The sequence below is a fragment of the Dinoroseobacter shibae DFL 12 = DSM 16493 genome, assembly GCF_000018145.1.
GTDB classification, from domain to species: domain Bacteria; phylum Pseudomonadota; class Alphaproteobacteria; order Rhodobacterales; family Rhodobacteraceae; genus Dinoroseobacter; species Dinoroseobacter shibae.
Map to the genome: position 1 here is coordinate 1404604 of NC_009952.1, position 25291 is coordinate 1429894.

Sequence of the window (25291 nt, forward strand, 5' to 3'; positions counted from 1 at the left end):
TATCACGCGACGACCCGCACCGGGCACCTGATGCTCGGCGCCGCAATCGCCATGGCCCTGACCGCAGGGGCCGTCAGCGCCGACACGATCCGCTTCTGGACCACCGAGGAGCAGCCCGAGCGCCTGGCCAAGCAGCAGGAAATGGCCGCGCAATTCGAGGCGGAGACCGGCACCGCCGTGGAGGTGATCCCGGTCACCGAGAGCGACCTGGGCACCCGGGCCACGGCGGCCTTCGCGGCGGGCGATCTGCCGGACGTGATCTATCACACCCTGCAATACGCGCTGCCCTGGGCGGAGGCTGGCATTCTGGACACCGATGCCGCCACCGAGGTGGTCGAGGATCTAGGCGAGGATACCTTTGCGCCCGGGGCCTTGCAGATGGCCTCCACCGGCGATGGCGTGGCCTCGGTGCCGGTGGATGGCTGGACCCAGATGATCGTCTATCGCAAGGACAAGTTCGAGGAGATGGGGCTGGAGCCGCCGACCTCCTTTGCCAATGTGACTGCCGCGCTGGAGGCGCTGCACAATCCGCCGGAGATGTACGGCTTCGTGGCCGCCACCAAGGTGGACGAGAACTTCATGTCCCAGGTTCTGGAGCATGTGTTCCTGGCCAACGGCGTCAGCCCGGTGGACGACGATGGCTTCGCGCCGCTCGACGAGGCCGCCACCACCGAAGTGCTGGAGTTCTACAGGGCGATCGCCGAGGCCTCGCCCCCGGGCGAGCTTTACTGGAAGCAGTCGCGCGAGCTCTATTTCGCGGGACAGGCCGCGATGATCATCTGGTCGCCCTTCATTCTCGACGAGTTGGCCGGTCTGCGCGACAGCGCGCCGCCCACCATCAACGACGACCCGACCAGCGCGGAATTGGCCAGCCTGACCGGCATCGTGACCAACTTCTCCGGCCCGTCGAACCCCGAAGGTGCTGCCTGGGGCGATATCCGGTATTTCGGCATCACCACGGACGCGGACACAGACGCGGCGATGGAGTTCGTGAAGTTCTCGATGGACGAGGGCTATACCCAAACCCTCAGCATCGCGCCGGAGGGCAAGTTCCCGGTCCGCAAGGGCACGGCCGAGGATCCGCAGAAGTTCACCGAGGCCTGGTCGCAGCTGCCCGTGGGCGTGGATCGCAAGGCGCCGTTGGGCGATCTTTATGACGCGGCGATGATCGACGAGATCGTCGGCGGGCTCGATGTGGCGCAGCGCTGGGGCGTGGCGGAGGGGCAGTTGTCGCTGGCCTCCAAGATGATCAACAGCCAGGCGATCAACCGTATCGTGCGTCAGTATATCGATGGCGAGGTCGATGCCGCTGCCGCCGTGGCCGCGATGAACGACGCGCTGTCGCAGATCGACTGATCTGGGCCGATGCGGTGCCCCAGCCGTGGGGCATCGTGACCCTGCCGCGGAGCGACCTCGCATGACCGACACACCCACGCCCACGCCGCCCACCGGGCGCGGCGCTCTGCATCGGCGCGAGGCGCGGCTGGCCTGGGGCTTGCTGCTGCCCACTGTGATCAGCGTGTCGCTGGTGGTGATCCTGCCGCTGCTGGCGATTTTCTGGATCAGCTTCAAGCCTGTGGGGTTGGCGGACCTGCGCCCCACGGCGCCCGTGGTGCGCGAGAGCCTGCGCGGCTCGGGCGAGGACCTGCGGATCGAGTACCGGCTGCGCAACTCGTCTCAGGACAAGGAGATCCGCGGCGTCACCCTGACCGACACCCTGCCGGACACGGTCGTGGTGGGCGAGGGGCTGCCGGAGTTCTGCACCCTCTCGGGGCGGGCTTTGCGCTGCGACTACGGCGATATCTCGGGCGGGTTCAACGAACGCTTCGCCCTGCCGATCACGCTCGCCCCCGGGGCGGATGAAGACGCGGTGGAGGATGTCGTCGAGGGCAGCCTGCCCAGGATCACCGGCGAAGGCGATAGCATCCTGACCAATGCCGAGTTCACCCTGGAGAATTTCGCGCGCATCTTCGACGCCGACGAGTTCTGGGGCGTGCTCGGGGTGACGATGTTCTACACGGTGTTCGGCACGCTCGGCGCACTTCTGTTCGGGCTTTTCGCGGCGCTTTTGCTGAACAAGTCGTTCCGGGGGCAGGGGATCCTGCGGGGGCTGTACCTGTTCCCCTATGTCGCGCCGGTCATCGCGGTGGCCTTCACCTGGGTGACCCTGTTCGATCCGTTCTCGGGCTCGGCCAATGCGCTGCTGATCCAGATGGGGGTGACCAACGAGGCGATCAATTTCTTCGGCCAGCGCCCGCTTGCGCTGATCATGGTGACGGTGTTCGAGATCTGGCGGTACTTCCCGCTGTCCTTTCTGTTCATTTTGGCCCGGATGCAGAGCATCGACACCGATATGTACGAGGCCGCGGACATGGACGGTGCCTCGCCGTTCCAGAAGTTCTGGTATCTCAGCCTGCCGATGCTGGTGGGGATCCTGTCGGTGCTGTTCCTGCTGCGCTTCATCTGGACCTTCAACAAGTTCGACGACATCTTCCTGCTGACGGGCGGGAATGCGGGGACACGGACGCTGACGGTGAATGTTTACGAGCAGGCCTTCGCGGTCAGCAATATCGGCGCGGGGGCGGCGGTGGCCGTGGTGATCTTCGGCTGTCTGCTGCTGTTCTCGGTGCTGTTTTTCCGCTTCATCAGCCGAGAGGAAGGGTTGTGACCGGCGTGCTGCTGCATGCAGGACGCCGTGTGCGCGGCAGCGATGGACGCAGTCCGTCGCGTGTGCACTCCGTTGCAGGTCTGGGCGCAGCCTCCGACGCCCGGCAAGGATTTTGCAAAATCCTTGGACGCGGCTGCGCCGCATGCCTCCGGCGGGCGTATTTGGGCAAAGATGAAAGGGGCGGGCGGTGAAGCTGTTCTGGCATGGGCTTGTGACCGGCCCGGTTCTGGGCGCGCTGTGGATGGTGGTGCTGTCGACCACGGTGGCGGTGACCATGTCCTTTGCCACCGGCGATCCGTTCCGTCCTGCGATCTGGATGTCGCTCTTGTGGGGCGGGGTATTGGGGGCGTTGCTGCCCCTGCGCCCGGGCAAGCGGAGCGTGCAGGCGGGGGCCGGATTGCTGGTGTTCGGGATGGTGCTGATCGGGGTCGGTCCCATGGTGCTGGGGCCTGAGGTGGCGCTCCTGTCGCGCTGGATCGCGGCGGGGGGATTGGCGGTGGTCTTTGTCTGGTCTCTGGCGCGGATCCTGCACGAGATGCCTGCGGGGCGGCTGAACCGGCACGAGTTCGAGGCGGCGGTGATCCGGTTTCTGACGGGCTTTGGCTACATCTTCTTCACCGCGGTCGTACTGATCCCGTTCTACGTCATGGTGATGACCAGCCTGAAATCCCAGCAGGCGTTGTTGCAGAACCCGCTCGATTTCTCGCTGGATCTGAGCCAGGGCTGGGGGCTGTTCCGCTCCTATGCGGAGCTTTTCGGGCAGTTCAATTTCGGCACTTATCTGTGGACCTCGTTTTTCGTGTCGGTTCTGACGGTGCTGATCACGCTCGCGTTTTCGATCCCCGGGGCCTATGCGGTGGCGCGGTTGCGCTTTGCCGGGCGGGCGGCGTTTTCGCGGTCGATCCTTCTGATCTACATGGTGCCGATGATCGTGCTGGCCCTGCCGATCTACATCGCGTTTTCGGTCACGGGGCTGCGCAACACGCTGTTCGGGATCGTGCTGATCTATCCGGTCACCACGATCCCCGTGGCGCTTTATATGTTGCAGGGTTATTTCCGAGGCTTGCCGGCCGAGGTCGAGGAGGCGGGGCTGATGGATGGGCTCAACCGGTTGCAAGTGATCTGGAAGATCACGCTGCCGCTGGCGCTGCCGGCGCTGGCCTCGGTGAGCCTCTATGTTTTCATGATCGCCTGGAACGAGTTCCTGTTGGCCTTCATGCTGCTGGACGATCCGTCGAAATTCACGCTCACGCGCGGCATCGCCAGCCTGAACAGCTCGGAGATCCCGCGCCAGCACCTGATGGCCGGAGCGGTGATCGCGACGGTGCCGATCATGGCGATCTTTCTGGGGCTGGAGCGGTTCATGACCAAGGGCCTGACGGCCGGATCGGTGAAGGGATGAAGGATATTCTGGACGCAAGCGCCCTGGATGTGGAGGCTCGGCGCATCCTGGAGATGAACGACCGCGGCGGGTATTCGGTGCCCACGGCGGGGCTCTACCCGTACCAGTGGAACTGGGACAGCGCCTTCGCCGCGCTTGGCTATGCCATGTTCGATCTGGCGCGGGGTTGGAAAGAACTTGAGGTGCTGATGGCGGGTCAGTGGGACGATGGCATGGTCCCGCACATCCAGTTCCACAAGGTCGACCCAAGCTATTTCCCTGGCCCCGATATCTGGGGCGGGGTTGGCCCGGTGCCGTCCTCGGGGATCAGTCAGCCGCCGATAGCCGCCACCATGGCGCGGCTGATTTATGAATTGGACCCGGAGGCAGGGGCGACACCCATGCGCGCGCTCTATCCGTCGTTTGTCGCCTGGCATCGGTGGTTCATGGACTGGCGGCTGGACTCGGGCGCGGTGTGCCTGACCCATCCCTGGGAGGCCGGGCGCGACAACGCGCCGGACTGGGACGGGTCGCTCGCGCGGATCGATCCGGTGGGCATCGACCCGTATGAGCGGCGCGACACCGGGCATGTGGACCCGAGCATGCGGCCGAGGAAATCCGACTACGACCGCTACCTGTGGCTGGTCAAGCAGGGCCATGACTGCGGCTGGGACCAGGCGCGGCTGCTGGAGATCAACCCGTTCCGCATGGCCGACCCGACCATGCATTTCACGCTCCTGCGGGCGCACCGGGACCTCGCGTGGCTCGGGCGGGAGCTGGGTCTCGACACCGCGTCGCTGCCCGACTGGATCGCGCAGTTGGAGGCCGGGGCGGAAACCTTGTGGAACGCGGCCCTTGGCGCCTACGATGTGCGTGACACCGCCAGTGGGGCCTGGGCGCAGGCGGTCAGCAACGCGGCCTTCCTGTGCTGGTACGCATGCGTCGATCCCAAGGACAGCCTGGCGACCTACGCACGCGTGCAGGCCCCGGTGCGCTTCGGCGTGGCCAGCCACGATCCCGAAAGCCCAGCCTTCGAGCCCAAGCGATACTGGCGCGGGCCGAGCTGGGCGATGATGAACATGCTGATCGCCATGGGGTTCGACGAGGCGGGCCTGCCCGAAGGCGCCGCCTTGCGCGACAGCACCGCGCGGCTGATCGCCGAGAACGGGTTCGCGGAATATTTCGACCCCCTGACCGGCGCGCCGGCGGGGGGCCGCGACTTCACCTGGACCGCCGCCGTGTGGCTCGCCTGGTGCAGTCCGAATGTGGGGAGGGGACGATGGGCGCGATAACCCTGAGCAAGGTCGAGAAATGGTTCGGCGACGTGCAGGTCATCAAGGGCGTGGACCTGGAGATCCGCGACGGGGAGTTCGTGGTCTTCGTCGGCCCGTCCGGCTGCGGAAAATCCACGCTGTTGCGCATGATCGGCGGGCTGGAGGACACCTCCCGCGGCGCGATGTTGATCGACGGGGTGGATGTGACCGACCATCCGCCCGCCAAGCGGGGGCTGACCATGGTGTTCCAGTCCTATGCGCTTTATCCGCATATGTCGGTGCGCGAGAACATGGGCTTTTCCCTGAAAACCGCAGGCGCCCCCGCCGCCGAGATCGCCGAGAAGGTGGAAGCGGCGGCCGCCGTGCTGAAGCTGGAGCCGTATCTCGACCGCCGGCCCAAGGACCTCAGCGGCGGGCAGCGGCAGCGGGTCGCCATCGGCCGATCCATCGTGCGTGCGCCCACGGCGTTCCTGTTCGACGAGCCGCTCTCGAACCTCGATGCGGCGCTCAGGGTCGAGATGCGCTACGAGATTGCCAAGCTGCATCAGAGCCTCGACACCACCATGATCTACGTCACCCATGACCAGGTGGAGGCGATGACGCTCGCCGACCGGATCGTGGTGCTGGAGTTCGGCAAGATCGCGCAGGTGGGCACCCCGCGGGAGCTTTACGAGACCCCCGCGAACCTGTTCGTGGCGCAGTTCATCGGCAGCCCCAAGATGAACGTCATGCCCTGTACCACCGATGCGGGACGCTACAGGTTGAGTGCGGGGCGCGGCGGGGTGTTCTCCGGGGACCGTCCGGCGGTACAACTGGGCATCCGGCCCGAGCATATCACGCCGGGCGCGCCGGGGACCGGGGCCTGCGACGGGCGGGTGGATGTGGTCGAATACCTCGGGGCTGACACCCTGCTGGTGCTGGATTGCGGGCCCGAGGGGCGGGTGACGGTCCGGGTGATCGGGGACACCGACCTGACACCGGGCGACGCGGTGGGCCTGAGTTTCAATCCCGACCGTCTGTCGTTCTTCGACACCGACGGCCTGGCGATCCGCTGAGCATGCAGGAGGTCGTGCAAGCCGCCCTGTTCAAGCGCCTCTTCGGGCTCGAGGGCAAGCGCGCGCTGATCACCGGCGCGTCCAGCGGGATCGGCGCGCATCTGGCGCTCACCCTGGGCCAGGCGGGGGCGGAGGTGATCCTGGCCGCGCGCCGGGCGGACCGGCTGGAGGCCGTTGCCGAGACGTTGCGCGCCGAGGGGATCGTGGCGCAGACCGCGGCGCTGGATGTGACCGATGCGGCGTCGGTGGCCGCGGCAGTCACCACCGTTGGACCACTCGATATTCTGATCAACAATTCCGGGGTTTCGGGTCAGGACATGGTGATCGACACCACCGAGGCGGATTGGGACCGTGTGCTGGACACGAACCTCAAGGGGGCCTGGCGTGTCTCGCGGGCCTTCGCGCCGGGGCTGATCGCGCGGCAGGGCACGATCCTGAACGTGGCGTCGATCCTGGGCATCGGGGTGCTCAAGACCGTGGGGCCTTATGCGGCGTCGAAGGCCGGGCTGATCCAGCTGACGCGCGCCATGGCGCTGGAGCTGGCGCGCGACGGGGTGCGCGTGAATGCGCTGGCGCCGGGCTATATCGAGACGCCGATCAACACCGAGTTCTTCGCCAGCGAGGCGGGGCAGAAGATGCTGCGCGGCGTGCCCCAGCGCCGTCTGGGCCAGCCCGGGGATCTCGATGCGGCGGTGCTGATGCTGCTGGGGCCGGGGGCGGGCTTTGTGACGGGCGCGACCGTGGTGGTCGATGGCGGACATACACTCGCGCTCAGCTGAGCGCCTGCGTTAACTTGTTGCACCCGAGCGAAAGGCGCTTCGCAAACGCAGCCGACCGGCGCTAGCATTGCGGGTGGGAAAATGCCCGGCCCCGCCGGGCTGCAGGGAGCGATCCGAACCAGCGCCGTGACGCGGCCGCGGAGATGCTATGAGCTTTGACTTCCTGTCCCACCCGGACCGCCCCTTTCATGATGGCCTGGCCGCGGGGCGCTTCATGATCCAGACTTGCCTTGATTGCGGAAAAAGCTGGTCGCCGGCCACCGGTCGCTGCGGGGCTTGTGGCGAAACCCAGTTGCAATGGCGCGCGGCCAGCGGGATAGGCACCCTGCAACGGACTATCCCCCTGGGTGACGAGTCGGCCTTCGGCGATGATCCGGACGCCACGCGGGCCATTGGGGCGGTGCGCCTGGCCGAAGGCCCGACCGTCAGCGTCCGGATTGCGGGCCCCGTGCCGGATGTTGGCGCCCTTGTCGCGATCGAGGTCCTGGGCGGCGCCCTGATCGCCCGTGCGCCCTCAGGGGTGTGAGATCCGGCGCAGCTGCCGGTTCCGTTCCAGCACGTCGAGGCCCTGCATCTTCAGGTAATGCAGCAGGTCGATGAACACCCAGTTCTCGGCCAGCTTGTCGCCCGCGCGGCGATAGATATCGACCACCCGCATGTCGGCAGGTGTGCCGGACCCGGGCAGGCCCAGAAACCCGCCCTTGGAGGTATTGGTGAGGTTCGGCCAGCCGAAGAACGCGCCGTAATTTCCCTCGGCCAGCCGTGCGACATGGCCGTTGAAGGTCTTGTCCCCCAGGCTCAGCCGGAAGGGGAATGTGTGTTGGTCCTGGTATCGCGGCAAGGTGTGGGTGGCCCCGATGCCGAAGGGGCCGTACCAGGTCATGTCGTCATGCCAGGACGCGCGCAGCATCTCGATCCCGGCGCGGTCGTTGCCGGATCGGTTCAGCGCAGACAGGTCCGCCACCATCCGCTCGACCAGCGCCAGTGTCGCGGCCCCCTCGGCCGGATCATGGGGGCCGGTCAGTAGCCCGTCATGGGTGCGCGGGCCGGGATAGATCGCCATCGCGCCCGTGGCGGGGGGCAGCGGATAGACCCCCGCCTGGTGCATCAGGGCCAAAAGGTCCACGAAGAGTGCGGTCTCGACGATGCGCCCGTCCGAGACCCGGTGAAACTCGGCATGGCGCAGCCAGGTGAGCTTGCCCGTGGCCGGAATATCGAGGAAATCGCGGTCGAAAAGCCCGGTCAGGTGCCCCATGGCGCAAACCCACACCTGCGGCGTGGCCCCCAGCGTGCTCTGGCCCGCGAAAAACACGTCTTCGCGGCGGTGCAGGCTGGTGAAACTCTCGGCCAGGGGGGTCCAGAACGCGCGGGCCACCGCGTCGGGCCCGGTTTGCTCGTGAAACGGGTGCATCCCGCGCCAGTGCCAGTCCGGCGCGACGTGATCGGCCAGCGCCGCCGCCTTGTCAGCGGCCATGGCCCCCTCGAGCGCGGCATTCAGCGCGCGCACCCGAGCCTTGGCCTCTTGCAACTCAGCGGTGGTCTGGTCTGTCATCCTGGGTGCGAGAGTGTCCCCGCGCGCCGCCCGTCGCAAGGCCAAAGCGTGCGCCATTGCCAGGGTCCGATGTTGACGGCATTCTGGCCGCAAAGGGGAGGCGGCCATGACCGATCAGACACCGCTGCGGCGCAACGCGGCCGGGATTGCCACGGCACTCGACGTGCTGCGCCAGAAATTCGGGGCGCGGCTGCAGACCGGGGCCGCCCTGCGCGAACAGCACGGCCACACCACCACATGGCTGCCGAACCAGCCGCCCGATGCGGTGTTTCTCCCGCGTGAGACGGCCGAGGTGCAGGATGTGCTGCGGATCTGCACCGCCTACGGGATGCCGCTGGTCCCGTTCGGCACCGGCACCTCGCTGGAGGGGCATGTGAATGCGCCGCTCGGGGGGCTGTCGCTGGATTTCGCCGAGATGAACCAGGTGCTCGCCATCCACCCCGAGGACATGGATTGTGTGGTCCAGCCGGGTATCACCCGCAAGGCGCTGAACGAAGAGTTGCGCGCGACGGGCCTGTTCTTCCCGGTCGATCCGGGGGCGGATGCGTCGCTGGGCGGGATGGCCGCGACCCGGGCCTCGGGCACCAATGCGGTACGCTACGGCACCATGCGCGACGTGGTGCTGGCGCTGGAGGCGGTGACCGCCGATGGCCGCGTGATCCGCACGGCGAAGCGAGCGCGCAAGACCTCCGCCGGATACGACCTGACGCGGTTGCTGGTGGGCTCCGAAGGCACGCTGGGCGTGATCACCGAACTGACCCTGAAGCTCAGCGGTATTCCCGAGGCGGTTGCGGGGGCGACCTGCAGCTTTGCATCGGTGGAGGCGGCCTGTGCCGCGGTGATCGCGACCATCCAGTACGGTGTGCCCGTGGCCCGGATCGAGTTTCTTGACGCGCTGTCGGTGCGCAGCATCAACGCCTATTCCAAGCTGTCCCTGCCCGAAGCGCCGCTCTTGTTGCTGGAGTTCCACGGCTCGGAAGCGGGCGTGGCCGAGCAATCCGAAACCTTCGGCGAGATTGCGGCGGATCATGGAGCGCTGGCCTTCGATTGGACATCCGATGCCGAGGCGCGCGCGAAGATGTGGCAGGCCCGGCACGACGCCTATTGGGCCATGCGCGCCCTGCGCCCGGGCTTCGATGCCTTCGTGACCGATGTCTGCGTGCCGGTCTCGCGTCTGGCCGAAGCCGTCAGCGCCGCCGCCGAACGGGCCGAGGCGGACGGGATCATCGCGCCGACCCTGGGCCATGTGGGTGACGGGAACTTCCATGTCGCGCTGCTGATCGATCCGGACGATCCCGGCGGGCGAGCGCGGGCCGAAAGCTATATCGGGTGGCTTAACGATCTGGCGATATCGCTCGACGGAACCTGCACGGGCGAGCACGGCATCGGGCAGGGCAAGGTGAAATACCTCGCCCGCGAGCTGGGTGCGAACACGGTCGATGTGATGGCCGCGCTGAAATCCGCCATGGACCCGGACAATATCCTGAACCCGGGAAAGCTGTTTCAGGGCTGAGCCTTGCGCAAAGGACGCTGAAAACCTGTGGAATGTGCACGGATTTGTGGCAGAATTCCGCGAAAGGGGCCAAATTGGGTCCGTGCAAAATTTACCAGTTGATAAAATTACGGTCCTGTGTAGCGTTTCATGGGACGGAACATCGAGATGGAGACTGCAATGTCTACCTCCCAGCATACGCCAGGAGTGGTCCCGGGAAGGTTATCCGAGACAGAGCTTGAGACCAATTTTTCGGACCTGCATGCGCCTTATGACGCCCATGAGGCCCTGGTCGCGGCCGACAGGTGCTATTTCTGTCACGACGCGCCCTGCATCACGGCCTGCCCAACGGCGATCGACATCCCGCTCTTCATTCGGCAGATCGCGACCGGCACGCCCGAGGCGGCGGCCAAAACGATCTTCGACCAGAACATCCTCGGGGGCATGTGCGCCCGGGTCTGCCCGACAGAGACCCTGTGCGAGCAAGCCTGCGTGCGCGAAGTGGCCGAGGGCAAGCCGGTGGAGATCGGGCGCCTGCAACGCTACGCCACCGACACGGTGATGGCTGCCGGGGTGCACCCCTATGCGCGTGCACCGGAGACGGGCAAGAAGATCGCCGTGGTGGGCGCGGGGCCGGCGGGCCTGGCCTGCGCGCACAGGCTGGCGATGAAGGGGCACGGCGTCGATCTGTTCGACGCGAAACCCAAGCCGGGCGGCCTGAACGAGTACGGTATTGCCACTTACAAGACCGTCGACGACTTTGCCCAGGCAGAGGTCGACTGGTTGATGAAGATCGGCGGTATCACCCTGCAGTCCGGAAAGGCGCTGGGGCGCGACCTGACGCTCGGCGAGTTGTCGGAAGATTACGACGCGGTTTTCCTGTCCATCGGGCTGGCGGGCGTGAATGCACTCGGTGTCGCGGGCTCTGAGATGAAAAACGTCATGGATGCCGTTGATTTCATTTCTAATCTGCGCCAAGCCAAGGATAAGCGCGAGGTCCCCGTGGGCCGCCGCGTCGTCGTTATCGGGGGCGGCATGACTGCGGTCGATGCGGCGGTGCAATCGCGGCTTCTGGGGGCCGAGGACGTGACCATTGCCTATCGCCGCGACAAGGCCGCCATGAGTGCGAGCGAGTTCGAGCAGAAGCTCGCCACCGCCAAGGGGGTGCGCATTCTCTACAACGCGCAACCCCAGCGCATTGTCGGCAACGGGGCGTGCGAGGCCGTGGAATTCGCCTATACCGAGACCACGCCGGACGGGCTGCGCACCACCGGCGAGACGCGGACCCTGCCGGCCGATCAGGTGCTCACCGCCATTGGCCAGACCTTGACCGGGACACCGGATGGCCTCGCGCTGGAGCATGGCAAGATCGCCGTGACCGGCGCGGGGCGGACCAGCTTGCCGGGTGTGTGGGCCGGAGGCGACTGCGCCCTGGGCGGCGAGGACCTGACCGTGACCGCCGTGGCCGAGGGACGTGATGCGGCCGAAGACATTCATGCAAGCCTGATGGGCGTCTAGGGGGTTCCCCCGGAAAGGAGCAAGAACATGGCAGACCTGCGTTCGGACTTCGTCGGTGTGAAATCCCCCAACCCTTTCTGGCTGGCCTCCGCGCCGCCGACGGACAAGGAGTACAACGTGCGCCGCGCCTTCGAGGCCGGGTGGGGCGGGGTGGTATGGAAAACCCTCGGCTTCGACCCCCACGTGGTCAACGTGAACGGCCCGCGTTATGGCGCGGTCTGGGGCGCGGACCGGCGGCTTCTGGGCCTGAACAATATCGAGCTGATCACCGACCGGCCGCTGGAGGTGAACCTGCGCGAGATAAAGCAGGTCAAGCGCGACTATCCGGACCGGGCCATGGTCGTGTCGCTCATGGTGCCTTGCGAGGAGGATCCCTGGAAGAAGATCCTGCCCCTGGTCGAAGAGACCGGCGCCGACGCGGTGGAGCTGAACTTCGGCTGCCCCCACGGGATGAGCGAGCGGGGCATGGGATCGGCCGTGGGCCAGGTGCCCGAATACATCGAAATGGTCGCGCGCTGGTGCAAGCAGCACACGCGCATGCCGGTCATCGTGAAGCTGACCCCGAACATCACCGATATCCGCTACCCGGCGCGGGCGGCCCATGCGGGCGGCGCGGACGCGGTCAGCCTGATCAACACGATCAGCTCGATCACCTCGGTCAACCTCGACAGTTTCAGCCCCGAGCCGAGCATCGATGGCAAGGGTTCCCACGGGGGCTATTGCGGGCCCGCGGTCAAGCCGATCGCGCTGAACATGGTGGCCGAGATCGCGCGGGATGCGGAAACCGCCGGGATGCCGATCTCGGGGATCGGCGGAGTGACGACCTGGCGCGACGCGGCGGAATTCCTGGCCCTCGGGGCAGGCAACGTGCAGGTCTGCACCGCTGCGATGACCTATGGCTTCAAGGTGGTACAGGAGATGATTTCGGGCCTGTCCCAGTATCTCGACGAGAAGGACATGACCCTCGACGACCTGATCGGACGGGCGACCCCGAACGTCACCGACTGGCAGTATCTGAACCTGAACTACGTCACCAAGGCCCGCATCGACCAGGACAGCTGCATCAAGTGCGGGCGCTGCTATGCCGCCTGCGAGGATACCTCGCACCAGGCGATTTCCATGAGTGCGGACCGTGTCTTCGAGGTGATCGATGCGGAATGCGTGGCCTGCAACCTGTGTGTGAATGTCTGCCCGGTGGAGGACTGCATCACCATGGTCGAAATGCAGCCGGGCGAGGTCGATCCGCGCACCGGCAAGGTGGTCGAGAAGGACTACGCGAACTGGACCACGCATCCGAACAATCCGGCGTCGCAAGCCGCCGAGTGATGCGGGAGGAGGGCTATTCGCCCTCCACCATGCCCTGGGGCAGGACCCTTGGGACCACGGCCTTGTCCGGTTCCGAGTTCATCAGCGCCGTCGCCAGTGCCTCGGCATTCAATCGGGGCAGGGTCGGTTCCTTGTAGGTCGGATCACCCGGAGAAGCCTCTTTCGCCGTCGCCTCGCCTTGGTCGGCGGTGGCCTTGGCCTCCCGATCTGCCTTCTGCTTGGCTTCCGTGATCGGCGCGGCCTCGCCCGCCTGTCTGGCGTGGGAGGGCGGCGCGCCGCTGGTCTTTGCAACTTTCGCCACGGTATCTGGCACACGTTGAGAGGACGGCGGCGGAGACTGCTGTGGACCCATGGGCGCAACCCCGGGGCCGGTATCGAAATATGGTCTGTGCCCTTCGATCTTCATGACACACCTCGTTGTTATGCCACCCACCGTTCGGAACATAACATGAAAGTCTTACCCGCATCTTAATGCGGACCTGTTCAGGTGTCGGGGTTCAGCATCCGTGTGAACATGTGGTCGAGAAAGTGCTGGGCGTCCGGGAATGGGTCTTCGCCCGTGCCCAGAACGAGGTCGATCTGGGTGCGGAAATCGGCGTAATGCTGCGTGGTCGCCCAGATCATGAAGATCAGGTGCTTGGGGTGCACATCGGCGATCTTGCCCTCGGCGGCCCAGCCCGCGATCACTTGACCGTTCTTCTCCACCAGATCGCGCAACGCGCCGCTCAGAAGGGACTTTATCTGTGGCGCACCTTGCAGGATTTCCGTTGCAAACAAACGACTTTCGCGTGGATATTCACGTGCCATCTCAAGTTTGCGGCGCACATATCCCCGTATTTCCTCCAGTGGCTCCCCGGCCGGGTCCATGTTCAACATCGGGTCCAGCCAGGTTTCCAGGATCTGGGCAAGAACCTGGGTGTAAATCGCCTCCTTGCCCTCGAAATAGTAAAGCACGTTCGGTTTGGACAGGCCGGCGCCCGCCGCGATCATGTCCAGCGTCGCGCCGCGGAACCCGTGCTGCGAGAAGACGTCGAGCGCAGCATCGAAAATTGCTTCGCGCTTGGCCTTCTGAATACGAGTCTGCGGGGCTGGACGGGCGCTGGTACTGGAACGGGCCATGGTGCATGCCTTTTGCAAATTGCACTTCGGAAATCGGGAACTTGCGATACACTCACTACACGTCACTTGTGCATGAATCACAAGCACAACGCGCGCAGCGGGCTGATTTCTCGGCAGGAGCCGAGTGTTGCGCGTGGCTGTGCTTGACGCAGACCTGCACTTTGGTACCGTCACTTGACCGTTTGATAAAAAACGGCTGCCGCAGAGAGGGAAACGACCATGGCACTGGATGCGAAGTCCCGTCCGAATGACCTGAGTGCATTCTGGATGCCGTTCACCGCCAATCGGCAGTTCAAGTCAAATCCCCGGATGTTCGTCGCCGCCGACGGCATGTATTACACGACCGCCGAAGGGCGACAGGTGCTCGACGGCACGGCGGGGCTGTGGTGCTGCAATGCGGGCCACAAGCGGCCCAGGATCGTCGAGGCGATCCAGGCCCAGGCGGCGGAGCTTGACTATGCGCCGGCCTTCCAGATGGGGCACCCCAGAGCGTTCGAGCTGGCCAATCGCCTTGTCGAGATCGCGCCTGACGGAATGGACCATGTTTTCTACACGAATTCCGGATCCGAGGCGGTTGAATCGGCTTTGAAAATTGCCCTTGCCTATCATCGCGCGCGGGGTGAGGCGGGGCGCACGCGCCTGATCGGACGCGAGCGTGGGTATCACGGCGTCAATTTCGGCGGCATTTCTGTCGGCGGCATCGTCAACAATCGCAAGCATTTCGGCACCTTGCTGACCGGGGTGGATCACCTGCCGCACACCCATATCCCGGAGAACCAGTGGTCCAGGGGGATGCCGGAGCTTGGGGCGCACCTGGCCGATGACCTCGAACGGATCATCGCGCTGCATGGGGCCGAGACCATCGCCGCCGTGATCGTGGAGCCGATGGCGGGTTCGACGGGGGTTCTGCTGCCGCCCAAGGGATACTTACAGAGGTTGAGGAAGATCACGCAAGATCACGGAATCGTTCTGATATTCGACGAGGTAATCACCGGGTTCGGCCGGGTCGGTGCGGCGTTCGGTGCGCAGCGCTTCGGCGTCACGCCGGACATGATCACCTGCGCCAAGGGGCTGACCAACGGGGTCATTCCCATGGGCGCGGTGCTCTGCGGCAGCCATATCCATGACGCTTTCATGCAAGGGCCCGAGAACCTGATCGAGCTTTTCCACGGCTACACCTATTCCGGCAACCCGATCGCCTCCGCCGCCGGTCTCGCCACGCTGGAAACCTACCGCGAAGACGATCTTTTCGCCCGTGCGCTGGACCTGGAGCCCTATTGGCAAGAGGCGCTGCATTCTCTCAAGGGCGCGCGCCATGTGATCGACATCCGCAATCTCGGCCTGATCGGCGCGATCGAGCTGGAGCCGATTTCGGGGCACCCGACCAAGCGCGCTTTCCAGGCTTTCCTGGATGCCTATGACAAGGGCGTGTTGATCCGCACCACCGGGGACATCATCGCGCTCTCGCCTCCGCTGATCATCGAGACAGCGCAGATCGACCGGATCGTCGAGACGCTGGGCGAGGTGCTCGCCGCGCTCGATTGATCACAGGCCAGCCGAAACTACCAAGGAGACCTTGATGCCAGCCGACACCGTTACCGCCCCGAATGCGCCGGGAGAAAACCTGAAGATCAATGGCGACCGTCTGTGGGACAGCCTGATGGAGATGGCGCGGATCGGGCCGGGCGTGGCGGGCGGCAACAATCGCCAGACCCTGACCGATGCCGATGCCGAGGGGCGCGCGCTCTTCCGGCGCTGGTGCGAAGAGGCGGGCTGCACCATGGGGCTCGACACCATGGGCAACATGTTCGCCCGGCGCGAGGGCACCGACCCGGATGCCCTGCCGGTCTATGTCGGCTCGCACCTCGACACCCAGCCCACGGGGGGCAAGTATGACGGTGTGCTCGGCGTGCTCGGCGGGCTGGAGATCATCCGCTCGCTCAACGATCTCGGGATCAAGACAAAGCATCCCATCGTCGTGACCAACTGGACCAACGAGGAGGGCACCCGGTTCGCGCCGGCCATGCTGGCCTCGGGCGTCTTTGCGGGCAAGCACAGCCAGGATTGGGCTTACGCCCGCGTCGATGCGGAGGGCAAGCGGTTCGGCGATGAGCTCAAGCGGATCGGCTATGTGGGCGACGAGCCCGTGGGGGACCGCAAGATGCACGCGTTCTTCGAGTTGCATATCGAGCAGGGCCCGATCCTGGAAGCCGAAGGCAAGGAGATCGGGGTCGTCACCCATGGCCAGGGCCTGCGCTGGATCGAGTGCACGGTGACCGGCAAGGAAAGCCACACCGGCTCCACCCCGATGAACATGCGCAGGAACGCCGGCCGCGGGCTCGCACGGATTACTGAACTTGTCCACGAGATTGCCATGAAGAACCAGCCCAACGCCGTAGGTGCCATTGGGCATATCGACGTCTATCCGAACTCGCGCAACATCATCCCCGGCAAGGTGGTCTTCACGGTTGATATGCGGACGCATCTGCTGGACAAACTCAACGCTATGGTTGCCGAGTTCGACGAGAAAGCGCCGAAGCTCTGTGAAGAGATCGGGGTGGAATTCTCGTCCGAGATCGTGGGCCAGTTCGACCCGCCCGCCTTCGACGAGGGCTGTGTGGGGGCCGTGCGCAGCGCGGCGCAACGGTTGGGGTATTCGCACATGGATATCGTGTCGGGCGCGGGGCATGACGCCTGCTGGATCAACGACCTCTATCCCACGGCGATGGTGATGTGCCCCTGCGTGGATGGGCTGAGCCATAACGAGGCTGAAGAAATCAGCCCCGAATGGGCGGCGGCGGGTGCGAATGTGCTGTTTCACGCCGTTGTGGAAACCTCGGAAATCGTGCGCTAGGGATCGGACCGGGCAGGGGGCGTTGCCCCCATGCGCGATGCGCGCCCCCCGGAGTATTTTGACACAGATGAAGAAGAGCAGGCCGTGATGAAGAGATTTCTGGTGGTGGGTTTGGTTTTGGCGGGGTGTGAGCCGCTGACCGACGAGGCGGGCGTGCCGCTTTTGGAGGATATCTCGCCGCGGGCCCTGGCGGCCTTGCCCGAAGGCGTGCCGCCCTCGCTGCTGATCCGGGATGGCAACGGCTGTTACGGGATCGCCATCGAGGCGACGGAGCCGCAAACCGGTGCGCCGCTGATGGATGAGAACCAGCAGCTGATTTGCGACCCTTGAGAGTTCGGAGCACAAGATGAACACACAGTCCCGGATCGAAGAGACCCAGATCCGCATCGACCTCGCGGCGGCGCTGCGCCTATCCTGCCGCGAAGGCTGGCACGAGGGGGTGGCGAACCATTTCTCGGCCGCCGTGTCGGCGGATGGGCGGCGGTTCGTGGTCAACCCGCGCTGGATGCATTGGAGCCGGGTGCGGGCCTCGGACCTGGTGCTGTGCGATGCGGATGATCCGACCACCATGGACCGCCCGGACGCGCCGGACCCCTCGGCCTGGTCGATCCACTCGGCCCTGCACCGGGAATTGCCCCAAGCCCGGGTCGCGCTGCACCTGCATCCGCCCCATGCCACGGCCCTGGCGGCCTTGAAGGACCCCACCATCCACCCGATCGACCAGGTCACCGCGCGCTGGTACAAGCGTCTGGCCTATGATCTGTCCTTCGGCGGCATCGCCACAGAAGAGGCCGAAGGCGCGCGCATCGCGGCCTCGGTCGGGGACAAGCCCGCGGTGATGATGCAGAACCACGGCGTGACCACCTTCGGCGCCACCGTGGCCGAAGCCTGGGACGCGATGTATCACCTGGAACGCGCCGCACGGACCATGGTTCTGGCCTATTCCACGGGCCAGCCGCTCGCCATCATGCCCGACGCGCTGGCCGAGGACACCGCCGCCGAATGGCAGACCTACAAGCAGGCCGAGTTCGCCCATTTCGCGGAAATGAAGCGCCTGCTCGACCGCGAGGCACCGGATTACAAGGACTAGCCCACCCAAAGAAGGGCCAAAACCAGAACAAGACGGGGAGACCATCATGTCGACAGTCATCAAGAACGGAACCGTGGTCACCGCCGACCTGACCTACGAAGCGGAAGTGCGCGTCGAGGGGGGCAAGATCACCGAGATCGGGCAGGGCCTGTCCGGGGACACGGTGCTGGACGCGACGGGCTGCTACGTGATGCCCGGCGGGATCGACCCGCACACCCATCTGGAGATGCCCTTCATGGGCACGTACTCGTCGGACGATTTCGAGAGTGGCACGCGCGCGGCGCTCTCGGGGGGTACCACGATGGTCGTGGATTTCGCCCTGCCGAGCCCGGGGCAGGGGCTGCTCGATGCGATCCAGATGTGGGACAACAAGTCGACCCGGGCCAATTGCGACTACTCGTTCCACATGGCGATCACCTGGTGGGGGGAACAGGTCTTCAACGAGATGGAGGCGGTCACGAAGCGCGGCATCAACACGTTCAAGCATTTCATGGCCTACAAGGGCGCCCTGATGGTTAACGATGACGAGATGTTCGCCTCGTTCCGGCGCTGCGCCGAGTTGGGGGCGCTGCCGCTGGTGCATGCGGAGAACGGCGATGTGGTCGCGGATCTGCAGCAGAAATTTTTGGCCGAGGGCAATACCGGGCCCGAAGCGCACGCCTATTCCCGCCCCCCGGCGGTGGAGGGCGAGGCGACCAACCGGGCCATCATGATCGCCGACATGGCAGGCGTGCCGGTCTATATCGTGCACACCTCCTGCGAAGAGGCGCACGAGGCGATCCGGCGGGCGCGGATGCAGGGCAAGCGGGTCTATGGCGAGCCGCTGATCCAGCACCTGACCCTGGACGAGAGCGAATATGCCCATCCCGACTGGGACCATGCGGCCCGCCGGGTGATGTCGCCCCCCTTCCGCAACAAGCAGCACCAGGACTCCTTATGGAACGGTCTGGCCTCCGGCTCGCTGTCGGTGGTGGCGACGGATCACTGCGCCTTCACCACCGCGCAGAAACGCACGGGCGTTGGCGATTTCACCCAGATCCCCAATGGCACCGGCGGGCTTGAGGATCGGATGCCGATGCTCTGGACCCACGGGGTGAATACCGGGCGGCTGACCCCGAACGAGTTCGTGGCCGTCACCTCGACCAACATCGCCAAGATCCTCAACTGCTATCCGACCAAGGGGGCGATCCTTGTCGGCGCGGATGCCGATATCGTGGTCTGGGATCCGGAGAAGGAGAAGACCATCTCTGCAGACAGCCAGCAATCCGCCATTGATTACAACGTCTTCGAGGGCAAGCATGTGAAGGGCCTGCCGCGCTACACGCTGACCCGGGGCCATGTGGCGGTGATGGATGGCGAGATTCGGACCCAGGAGGGCCACGGCAAGTTCGTCGAACGCCCGCCGGTCACCCCGGTGTCCAAGGCGCTCAGCACCTGGAAGGAGCTGACCGCCCCGCGCAAGGTGGAGCGGACCGGCATCCCCGCGAGCGGAGTGTAATCGGCGCCGATGCTCAGTCGCGAAGAAATCGACGGGTTCGACCACAGCCCAGAGCCACCGAAACCCGCGCCCGCACGCGCGCCGAAGGTCACCCCGTCGCAGCCCCTTGCGGGGGAGGCGGACCTGGCCAGCCGCAAGGGCAATTGGCGCTACCTCGCGCCGGAGGCCGCGGCGCCCCAGGCCGACGCCGAGGCACCGGCCGCGGCGCCCGAGCCGACGCGCGCGACGGATGCGCCTGCGACCGTGATCTCGGCGCGGGATCTGGACCTGGTGTTCCAGACCAACGATGGTCCGGTTCATGCGCTGTCGGGCGTCAATCTTGAGATCGGCAAGGGCGAGTTCGTCAGCTTTATCGGCCCCTCGGGCTGCGGCAAGACCACCTTCCTGCGCGCGGTCGCAGGGCTGGAGCATCCCACGGGCGGCTCGCTCACGGTCAATGGCATGACCCCGGACGAGGCCCGGCAGGCCCGCGCCTATGGCTACGTCTTCCAGGCGGCGGGGCTTTATCCGTGGCGCACCATCGCCAAGAATATCTCCCTGCCGCTTCAGATCATGGGCTATTCCAAGGCCGATCAGGAGGCGCGCGTTGCCCGCGTGCTGGAGTTGGTGGAGTTGTCGGGCTTTGCCAAGAAATACCCCTGGCAGCTGTCGGGGGGCATGCAGCAACGCGCGTCCATCGCGCGGGCGCTGTCCTTCGATGCCGATATCCTGCTGATGGACGAACCCTTCGGAGCGTTGGACGAGATCGTGCGCGACCACCTCAACGAGCAGTTGCTCGCCCTGTGGAAGCGCACCGAGAAGACCATCGGCTTCGTCACCCATTCGATCCCCGAGGCGGTCTATCTCAGCACCAAGATCGTGGTGATGTCCCCGCGCCCGGGCCGGATCACGGATGTGATCGACAGCCCGCTCCCCCTCGACCGCCCGCTCGACATCCGCGACACGCCGGAATTCATCGAGATTGCCCACCGCGTCCGCGAGGGCCTTCGGGCGGGGCATCTGGATGAGTAGGAGCAACCAGCAATGCGCCTGATCCTGCCGGTCCTGACGGTGGTCGCGGCCCTCGTGGCGCTCTGGTATATCGCGGCGGTGCCGATGAACATCAAGGGCGTGCTGGTGGAGGCCGAGCGTGCCGGGGCCGAGGTCACGCCCCCGGGCGCGGCAGAGCGGCGGGACATGAGGAGCTTTGCCCTCGTGGCGCAAAACGGGTTTGCCATCCCGGCCACCTGGGCGCAGGAGCGGCCCCGTCTGCCTGCGCCGCACCAGGTCGCGGTCGAGCTTTGGGAGACCACGGTCGAGAAGCGCATCACCTCGAAACGCAGCCTGATCTATCACGCCTGGATCACGCTCAGCGCCACGCTGCTGGGCTTTGCCATCGGCTCGGCGGCGGGCGTGCTGCTGGCGGTGGGGATCCTCTACAACCGGGCGATGGACATGAGCGTCATGCCCTGGGCCATCGCCTCCCAGACCATCCCGATTCTCGCCATCGCGCCCATGATCATCGTGGTTCTGAATTCCGTCGGGGTGCAGGGGCTGCTGCCCAAGGCGATGATCTCGGCCTATCTCAGTTTCTTCCCGGTGGTCGTCGGCATGGTCAAGGGGCTGCGCAGCCCCGATGCGATGCAGCTGGACCTGCTGCGGACCTATAATGCCAGCCCGTCACAGGGCTTCTGGCTGCTGCGGCTGCCGGCCTCGATGCCCTATTTCTTCACCTCGCTGAAGATCGCCGCGGCCGCGAGCCTGGTGGGGGCCATCGTGGGCGAGCTGCCCACGGGGGCGGTGGCGGGTCTGGGCGCACGGTTGCTGGCGGGGAGCTATTACGGCCAGACCATCCAGATCTGGTCGGCCCTCTTCGGGGCGGCGATTCTCGCGGCGGTTCTGGTCGGGATCATCGGCCTGATCCAGCGCATCACCCTCAAGCGGATGGGGCTGTCGCAATGACGGCGCTTCTGTCGCCGAAGGCCGGTCTCTGGCCGTTTGTCGCGGTGCCGTTGATCGCGGCGGTGCTGGACTGGCGGCTGGGGGTGATCCTTGCCATCTGGGCCGCGGCCTGGGCACTGAACATCCGCCTGTCGCAATCGGCCAGCCCGACGGCAAGGACGCTGGTGCCGGTGATCTTCGGGGTCACGATCCTGGTGCTGTGGGAGGTGACCGTGCGGCTCTATGCGGTGCCCGGTGTCATCCTGCCGCCGCCCTCGGTGATCGGGGTGCGCATCGCGAACAGCCTGCCGATCCTGTGGGAGGATTTCGTGCAGACCTTCGTGAAGGGGGCGCTGTCGGGGTATGCGATGGGCGCGGTCGCGGCCTTTGCGGTCGCCATTCTGGTGGACCGCTACGATTTCCTGCGCCGGGGGCTGCTGCCGGTGGGGAATTTCATGGCGGCGCTGCCGATCATCGGCACCGCACCCATCCTGGTGATGTGGTTCGGCTTCGATTGGGAATCCAAGGCGGCGGTGGTCGTGGTGATGGTGTTCTTCCCGATCCTGGTGAACACGGTCGAGGGTCTGCGCAGCGCCGACCGGATGCAGCGCGACCTGATGGAGACCTATGCCGCGACCAACTGGCAAAGCCTGCTCTATCTGCGCCTGCCTGCGGCCATGCCGTTCATCTTCAACGGGTTGAAGATCGCCACGACACTTGCGCTGATCGGCGCCATCGTGGCGGAGTTCTTCGGCTCCCCGATCCGGGGCATGGGGTTCCGGATCTCGACCTCCGTGGGACAATTGGCGCTCGATATGGTCTGGGCGCAGATCACCGTAGCCGCCCTCGCCGGGTCCGCCTTTTACGGGGCGGTGGCCCTCATCGAACGGCGCGTGACCTTCTGGCACCCGTCCGTGCGCGGGCGCTGAAGCGCAACGCCGAAGGCCCCCGACACAGACGCGCAGCCGGGGAGACCCGCAGCCTGTGCGCGCCTGTCCGGGGCTGGGCAGGAGGCGCGCGCTCGACGGATGCAAAAGTCGCGCTCGGTGCGGTCAATCCATGCCCACCCCAGGCGCGATTATCGAATTTTCATCCGATCGCGTGCGGCTCTGCTGGCCTTTCTTGTCCCCATGGTCAGAATATCCCCGGAGCCCGCAGCATAGCGGGACGGGAAACCACGAATCACAACGGGAGTTACCAGTATGAAATCGACGATGATCGGATTGGGGATCGCCGCCCTTGTGGGGGCAGGCGCCGCGCAAGCCGCGGACGAGGTGAAGCTGCAACTGAAATGGGTCACCCAGGCCCAGTTCGCAGGCTATTACGTGGCGCTCGACAAGGGGTTCTACGAGGAGGAGAACCTCGACGTGACGATCCTGCCGGGCGGGCCGGACATCGCGCCGACACAGGTGCTCGCCGGGGGCGGCGCGGATGTCACCGTCGAGTGGATGCCTGCCGCGCTCGCCGCCCGGGAAAAGGGCCTGCCGCTGGTCAATATCGCCCAGCCGTTCAAATCGTCGGGCATGATGCTGACCTGCTGGAAGGATGCCGGGATCGAGACGCCCGCCGACCTGTCCAACCGGACCCTGGGCGTGTGGTTCTTTGGCAACGAGTTTCCGTTCATGTCCTGGATGAGCCAGCTCGGCATCTCCACCGAGGGCAAGTCCGAAACCGGGGTCGAGGTGCTCAAGCAGGGCTTCAATGTCGACCCGCTCCTGCAACGGCAGGCGGACTGTATCTCCACCATGACCTATAACGAATACTGGCAGGTGATCGATGCGGGCGTGGACCCGGACGAACTGGTCACCTTCAAGTACGAGGACCAGGGCGTCGCGACGCTGGAAGACGGGCTCTACGTGCTGGAAGAGAATCTCTCCGACCCGGCCTTCGAGGACAAGATGGTGCGCTTCGTGCGGGCCTCTATGCGCGGCTGGAAATACGCCGAGGAGAACCCCGAGGAAGCCGCCGAGATCGTGCTCGACAACGACGCGACAGGGGCGCAGACCGAAAGCCATCAGAAGCGCATGATGGGCGAGGTCGCGAAGCTGACCGCGGGCTCCAACGGGGCGCTGGATCCGGCCGATTACGAACGCACCGTTGCGACGCTGCTGGCGGGCGGATCGGACCCGGTGATCACCAGGCAGCCCGAAGGGGCCTGGACCCACGCGATCACGGATGCGGCGCTGAACTGATCCGACGGTCCTGAGCTAGCCCCGCGCGCCGGATCGGCGCGCGGGGTTTTTCGTGTCCGCCGGCCATATGGCGGACGGATACTCCTAATAGATGCCGACGCGGCGCCCTCTACAATTAGCGGTGCCTCCCCCGCGGGTCCACCACACCGGCCCCGCATGGAAAAAATTCCGCGAAAGGCGAAAAATTCTCTTGCTCCGACTCGGGTTTGGTCTCATATCGCGCCGCAGTGACGCCAACGCACGCGCCTCTGCCGGGGCGGACCGCAAAAGGTCCAAGCAGGTTATGTAGCGACGGTAACGTCTTCTTTGGTACTGGTCGGGACCTCTGGGGCCCGGGTCTGATGGAGATGACCATGAACGCTTACGTAACCGGGCTCGCCCGTTCCCGTCCCCTTGCACCCATCGAAACCGTGGAATCGCGTCTGCGCGGCTTCATCGACGGCCGGATCTTCGACCGTCCGACGCTGGTGCTCGACTGCGATGCGGTGGTGGCGAAATACCACGCGCTGGCGCATGGCCTGGGGCAGGGGACGCTGATCCATTACGCGATGAAGGCCAACCCGGCGCCCGAGATCCTGCGCGCGCTGGCGGCCGAGGGGTGCGGCTTCGACGCGGCCTCCCGCGGCGAGATCGAACTGGCCCTGGCCGCCGGGGCCACCGCGGCGCGGATCTCCTTTGGCAACACGATCAAGCGTCCTTCGGACATCGCCTTCGCCCATGCCCACGGGATCGACCTCTTTGCGGCCGATGCCGAGGCCGAGCTGGACAAGATCGCCGCCCATGCGCCGGGCGCGCGGGTCTTCCTGCGTGTGCTGGTGGGGGCGACCGGGGCCGACTGGCCGCTGTCGCGCAAGTTCGGCTGCGCGCCCGACACCGCCCTGCGCCTGATGGACCGCGCGGCGTTTCTCGGCCTGCGCCCGGTGGGCCTGAGCTTCCACGTGGGCTCCCAGACCCGCGATCCCGGCATGTGGTCCGACACGCTCGACCAGATGGCCGAGATCTGGCACGCGGGCCGCGCCCGGGGCCATGACCTCAACCTGATCAATATCGGCGGCGGCTTCCCGGCATTCTACGGCGATCCGATCCTGGAGGCCGAGACCTATGCCGGGCGCGTCGGCGCGCTGGTGCGGGCGCGGTTCGGCGATGCCACCGTGATGGCGGAGCCGGGCCGGGGTCTGGTGGCCGAAGCGGGCATGATCGTGGCCGAAGTGCTGCTGGTGTCGCGCAAATCCGAGGACGATCTGTGTCGCTGGGTGTACCTGGATATCGGCAAGTTCTCGGGTCTGGCCGAAACCATGGAAGAGGCGATCCGCTACCAGTTCGTCACCCCCCATGACGGCGGCGAAACCGGCCCCTGCATCATGGCCGGTCCCTCCTGCGACAGCGCCGATGTGCTCTACGAGCAGCGGCCCGTGCACCTGCCCATGGCGCTGCAATCGGGCGACCGCATCCTGATCAAGGCCACCGGAGCCTACACCACCACCTATTCCAGCGTGGGCTTCAACGGCTTCCCGCCGCTCGATCTGATCGTGATCTGAGCCGCGGGCACCGAGGCGGCGCCTGCTTCGGCAGA

General features: G+C 65.8%; 23 protein-coding genes. 20 read left to right on the forward strand and 3 right to left on the reverse strand.

Annotated features, from left to right (window positions below; all coding sequences use genetic code 11):
- Nucleotides 1-51: 51 nt before the first annotated feature.
- The 7 genes from DSHI_RS06890 to DSHI_RS21325 all read left to right on the forward strand — a co-directional run bounded on the left by DSHI_RS06890 (nt 52) and on the right by DSHI_RS21325 (nt 7683).
- Nucleotides 52-1356 carry an ABC transporter substrate-binding protein gene (locus DSHI_RS06890; RefSeq protein WP_012178025.1) on the forward strand — a complete coding sequence of 435 codons (1305 nt, stop codon included), beginning with the start codon at nt 52-54 and terminating at the stop codon, nt 1354-1356.
- 61 nt (nt 1357-1417) lie between these two features.
- Nucleotides 1418-2668 carry a carbohydrate ABC transporter permease gene (locus tag DSHI_RS06895; RefSeq protein WP_012178026.1) on the forward strand — a complete coding sequence of 417 codons (1251 nt, stop codon included), beginning with the start codon at nt 1418-1420 and terminating at the stop codon, nt 2666-2668.
- Between the two features lie 187 nt (nt 2669-2855).
- Complete coding sequence (locus DSHI_RS06900; protein WP_012178027.1) at nt 2856-4070, forward strand: carbohydrate ABC transporter permease; 1215 nt, start codon at nt 2856-2858, stop codon at nt 4068-4070.
- Nucleotides 4067-5341: an MGH1-like glycoside hydrolase domain-containing protein gene (locus tag DSHI_RS06905; protein ID WP_012178028.1), complete on the forward strand. Its 1275-nt coding sequence runs from the start codon at nt 4067-4069 to the stop codon at nt 5339-5341. Before DSHI_RS06900 ends, DSHI_RS06905 begins: the two co-directional genes overlap by 4 nt.
- A complete protein-coding gene (locus DSHI_RS06910; protein WP_012178029.1) occupies nt 5329-6378 on the forward strand; it encodes an ABC transporter ATP-binding protein in 1050 nt (349 codons plus the stop codon). Before DSHI_RS06905 ends, DSHI_RS06910 begins: the two co-directional genes overlap by 13 nt.
- 2 nt (nt 6379-6380) lie before the next feature.
- The gene (locus DSHI_RS06915) at nt 6381-7157 is read left to right on the forward strand and encodes an SDR family NAD(P)-dependent oxidoreductase (protein ID WP_012178030.1); all 777 of its coding nucleotides are present in this window, start codon (nt 6381-6383) and stop codon (nt 7155-7157) included.
- Between the two features lie 148 nt (nt 7158-7305).
- On the forward strand, nt 7306-7683 hold the full coding sequence (locus DSHI_RS21325; protein ID WP_012178031.1) for a Zn-ribbon domain-containing OB-fold protein: 378 nt from the start codon (nt 7306-7308) through the stop codon (nt 7681-7683).
- On the opposite strand, the gene DSHI_RS06925 is transcribed toward DSHI_RS21325, so the two are convergent.
- Entirely contained in the window at nt 7672-8709 is a 1038-nt protein-coding gene (locus tag DSHI_RS06925) for a nuclear transport factor 2 family protein (protein ID WP_012178032.1), read from the reverse strand. The genes DSHI_RS21325 and DSHI_RS06925 overlap by 12 nt on opposite strands.
- A gap of 106 nt (nt 8710-8815) precedes the next feature.
- On the opposite strand from DSHI_RS06925, the gene DSHI_RS06930 reads away from it, so the two are divergent.
- The 3 genes from DSHI_RS06930 (at nt 8816) to preA (ending at nt 13045) form a co-directional block, all read left to right on the forward strand.
- Nucleotides 8816-10222, forward strand: a complete 1407-nt coding sequence (locus DSHI_RS06930; protein WP_012178033.1) for an FAD-binding oxidoreductase — start codon at nt 8816-8818, stop codon at nt 10220-10222.
- A 159-nt stretch (nt 10223-10381) separates the two neighbouring features.
- A complete protein-coding gene (locus DSHI_RS06935; RefSeq protein WP_012178034.1) occupies nt 10382-11719 on the forward strand; it encodes an NAD(P)-dependent oxidoreductase in 1338 nt (445 codons plus the stop codon).
- A 27-nt stretch (nt 11720-11746) separates the two neighbouring features.
- Nucleotides 11747-13045, forward strand: a complete 1299-nt coding sequence (gene preA / locus DSHI_RS06940; protein ID WP_012178035.1) for an NAD-dependent dihydropyrimidine dehydrogenase subunit PreA — start codon at nt 11747-11749, stop codon at nt 13043-13045.
- 13 nt (nt 13046-13058) lie between these two features.
- Here preA and DSHI_RS06945 read toward each other — a convergent pair whose 3' ends face one another.
- Both DSHI_RS06945 and DSHI_RS06950 read right to left on the reverse strand, forming a co-directional pair.
- Entirely contained in the window at nt 13059-13346 is a 288-nt protein-coding gene (locus DSHI_RS06945; RefSeq protein WP_044027668.1) for a hypothetical protein, read from the reverse strand.
- A 182-nt stretch (nt 13347-13528) separates the two neighbouring features.
- A complete protein-coding gene (locus DSHI_RS06950; RefSeq protein ID WP_012178037.1) occupies nt 13529-14164 on the reverse strand; it encodes a TetR family transcriptional regulator C-terminal domain-containing protein in 636 nt (211 codons plus the stop codon).
- A gap of 219 nt (nt 14165-14383) precedes the next feature.
- Here DSHI_RS06950 and aptA point away from each other — a divergent pair, with 219 nt between their 5' ends.
- The 10 genes from aptA (at nt 14384) to DSHI_RS07000 (ending at nt 25256) form a co-directional block, all read left to right on the forward strand.
- On the forward strand, nt 14384-15709 hold the full coding sequence (aptA, locus tag DSHI_RS06955; RefSeq protein WP_012178038.1) for an omega-aminotransferase AptA: 1326 nt from the start codon (nt 14384-14386) through the stop codon (nt 15707-15709).
- Between the two features lie 34 nt (nt 15710-15743).
- Nucleotides 15744-17018 (forward strand): Zn-dependent hydrolase, encoded by a 1275-nt coding sequence (locus DSHI_RS06960; protein WP_012178039.1) that lies wholly within the window; start codon nt 15744-15746, stop codon nt 17016-17018.
- An 87-nt stretch (nt 17019-17105) separates the two neighbouring features.
- Nucleotides 17106-17348: a hypothetical protein gene (locus DSHI_RS06965; RefSeq protein ID WP_157865277.1), complete on the forward strand. Its 243-nt coding sequence runs from the start codon at nt 17106-17108 to the stop codon at nt 17346-17348.
- Between the two features lie 16 nt (nt 17349-17364).
- Nucleotides 17365-18108: a class II aldolase/adducin family protein gene (locus DSHI_RS06970; RefSeq protein WP_012178041.1), complete on the forward strand. Its 744-nt coding sequence runs from the start codon at nt 17365-17367 to the stop codon at nt 18106-18108.
- 46 nt (nt 18109-18154) lie between these two features.
- On the forward strand, nt 18155-19606 hold the full coding sequence (gene hydA / locus DSHI_RS06975) for a dihydropyrimidinase (RefSeq protein WP_012178042.1): 1452 nt from the start codon (nt 18155-18157) through the stop codon (nt 19604-19606).
- 243 nt (nt 19607-19849) lie between these two features.
- The gene (locus DSHI_RS06980; protein ID WP_044028488.1) at nt 19850-20617 is read left to right on the forward strand and encodes an ABC transporter ATP-binding protein; all 768 of its coding nucleotides are present in this window, start codon (nt 19850-19852) and stop codon (nt 20615-20617) included.
- A gap of 12 nt (nt 20618-20629) precedes the next feature.
- Nucleotides 20630-21547 carry an ABC transporter permease gene (locus DSHI_RS06985; RefSeq protein WP_012178044.1) on the forward strand — a complete coding sequence of 306 codons (918 nt, stop codon included), beginning with the start codon at nt 20630-20632 and terminating at the stop codon, nt 21545-21547.
- The gene (locus DSHI_RS06990) at nt 21544-22455 is read left to right on the forward strand and encodes an ABC transporter permease (protein WP_012178045.1); all 912 of its coding nucleotides are present in this window, start codon (nt 21544-21546) and stop codon (nt 22453-22455) included. Before DSHI_RS06985 ends, DSHI_RS06990 begins: the two co-directional genes overlap by 4 nt.
- 273 nt (nt 22456-22728) lie before the next feature.
- Nucleotides 22729-23718: an ABC transporter substrate-binding protein gene (locus DSHI_RS06995; RefSeq protein ID WP_012178046.1), complete on the forward strand. Its 990-nt coding sequence runs from the start codon at nt 22729-22731 to the stop codon at nt 23716-23718.
- A gap of 347 nt (nt 23719-24065) precedes the next feature.
- A complete protein-coding gene (locus DSHI_RS07000; protein WP_044028491.1) occupies nt 24066-25256 on the forward strand; it encodes a type III PLP-dependent enzyme in 1191 nt (396 codons plus the stop codon).
- Nucleotides 25257-25291 lie beyond the last annotated feature (35 nt).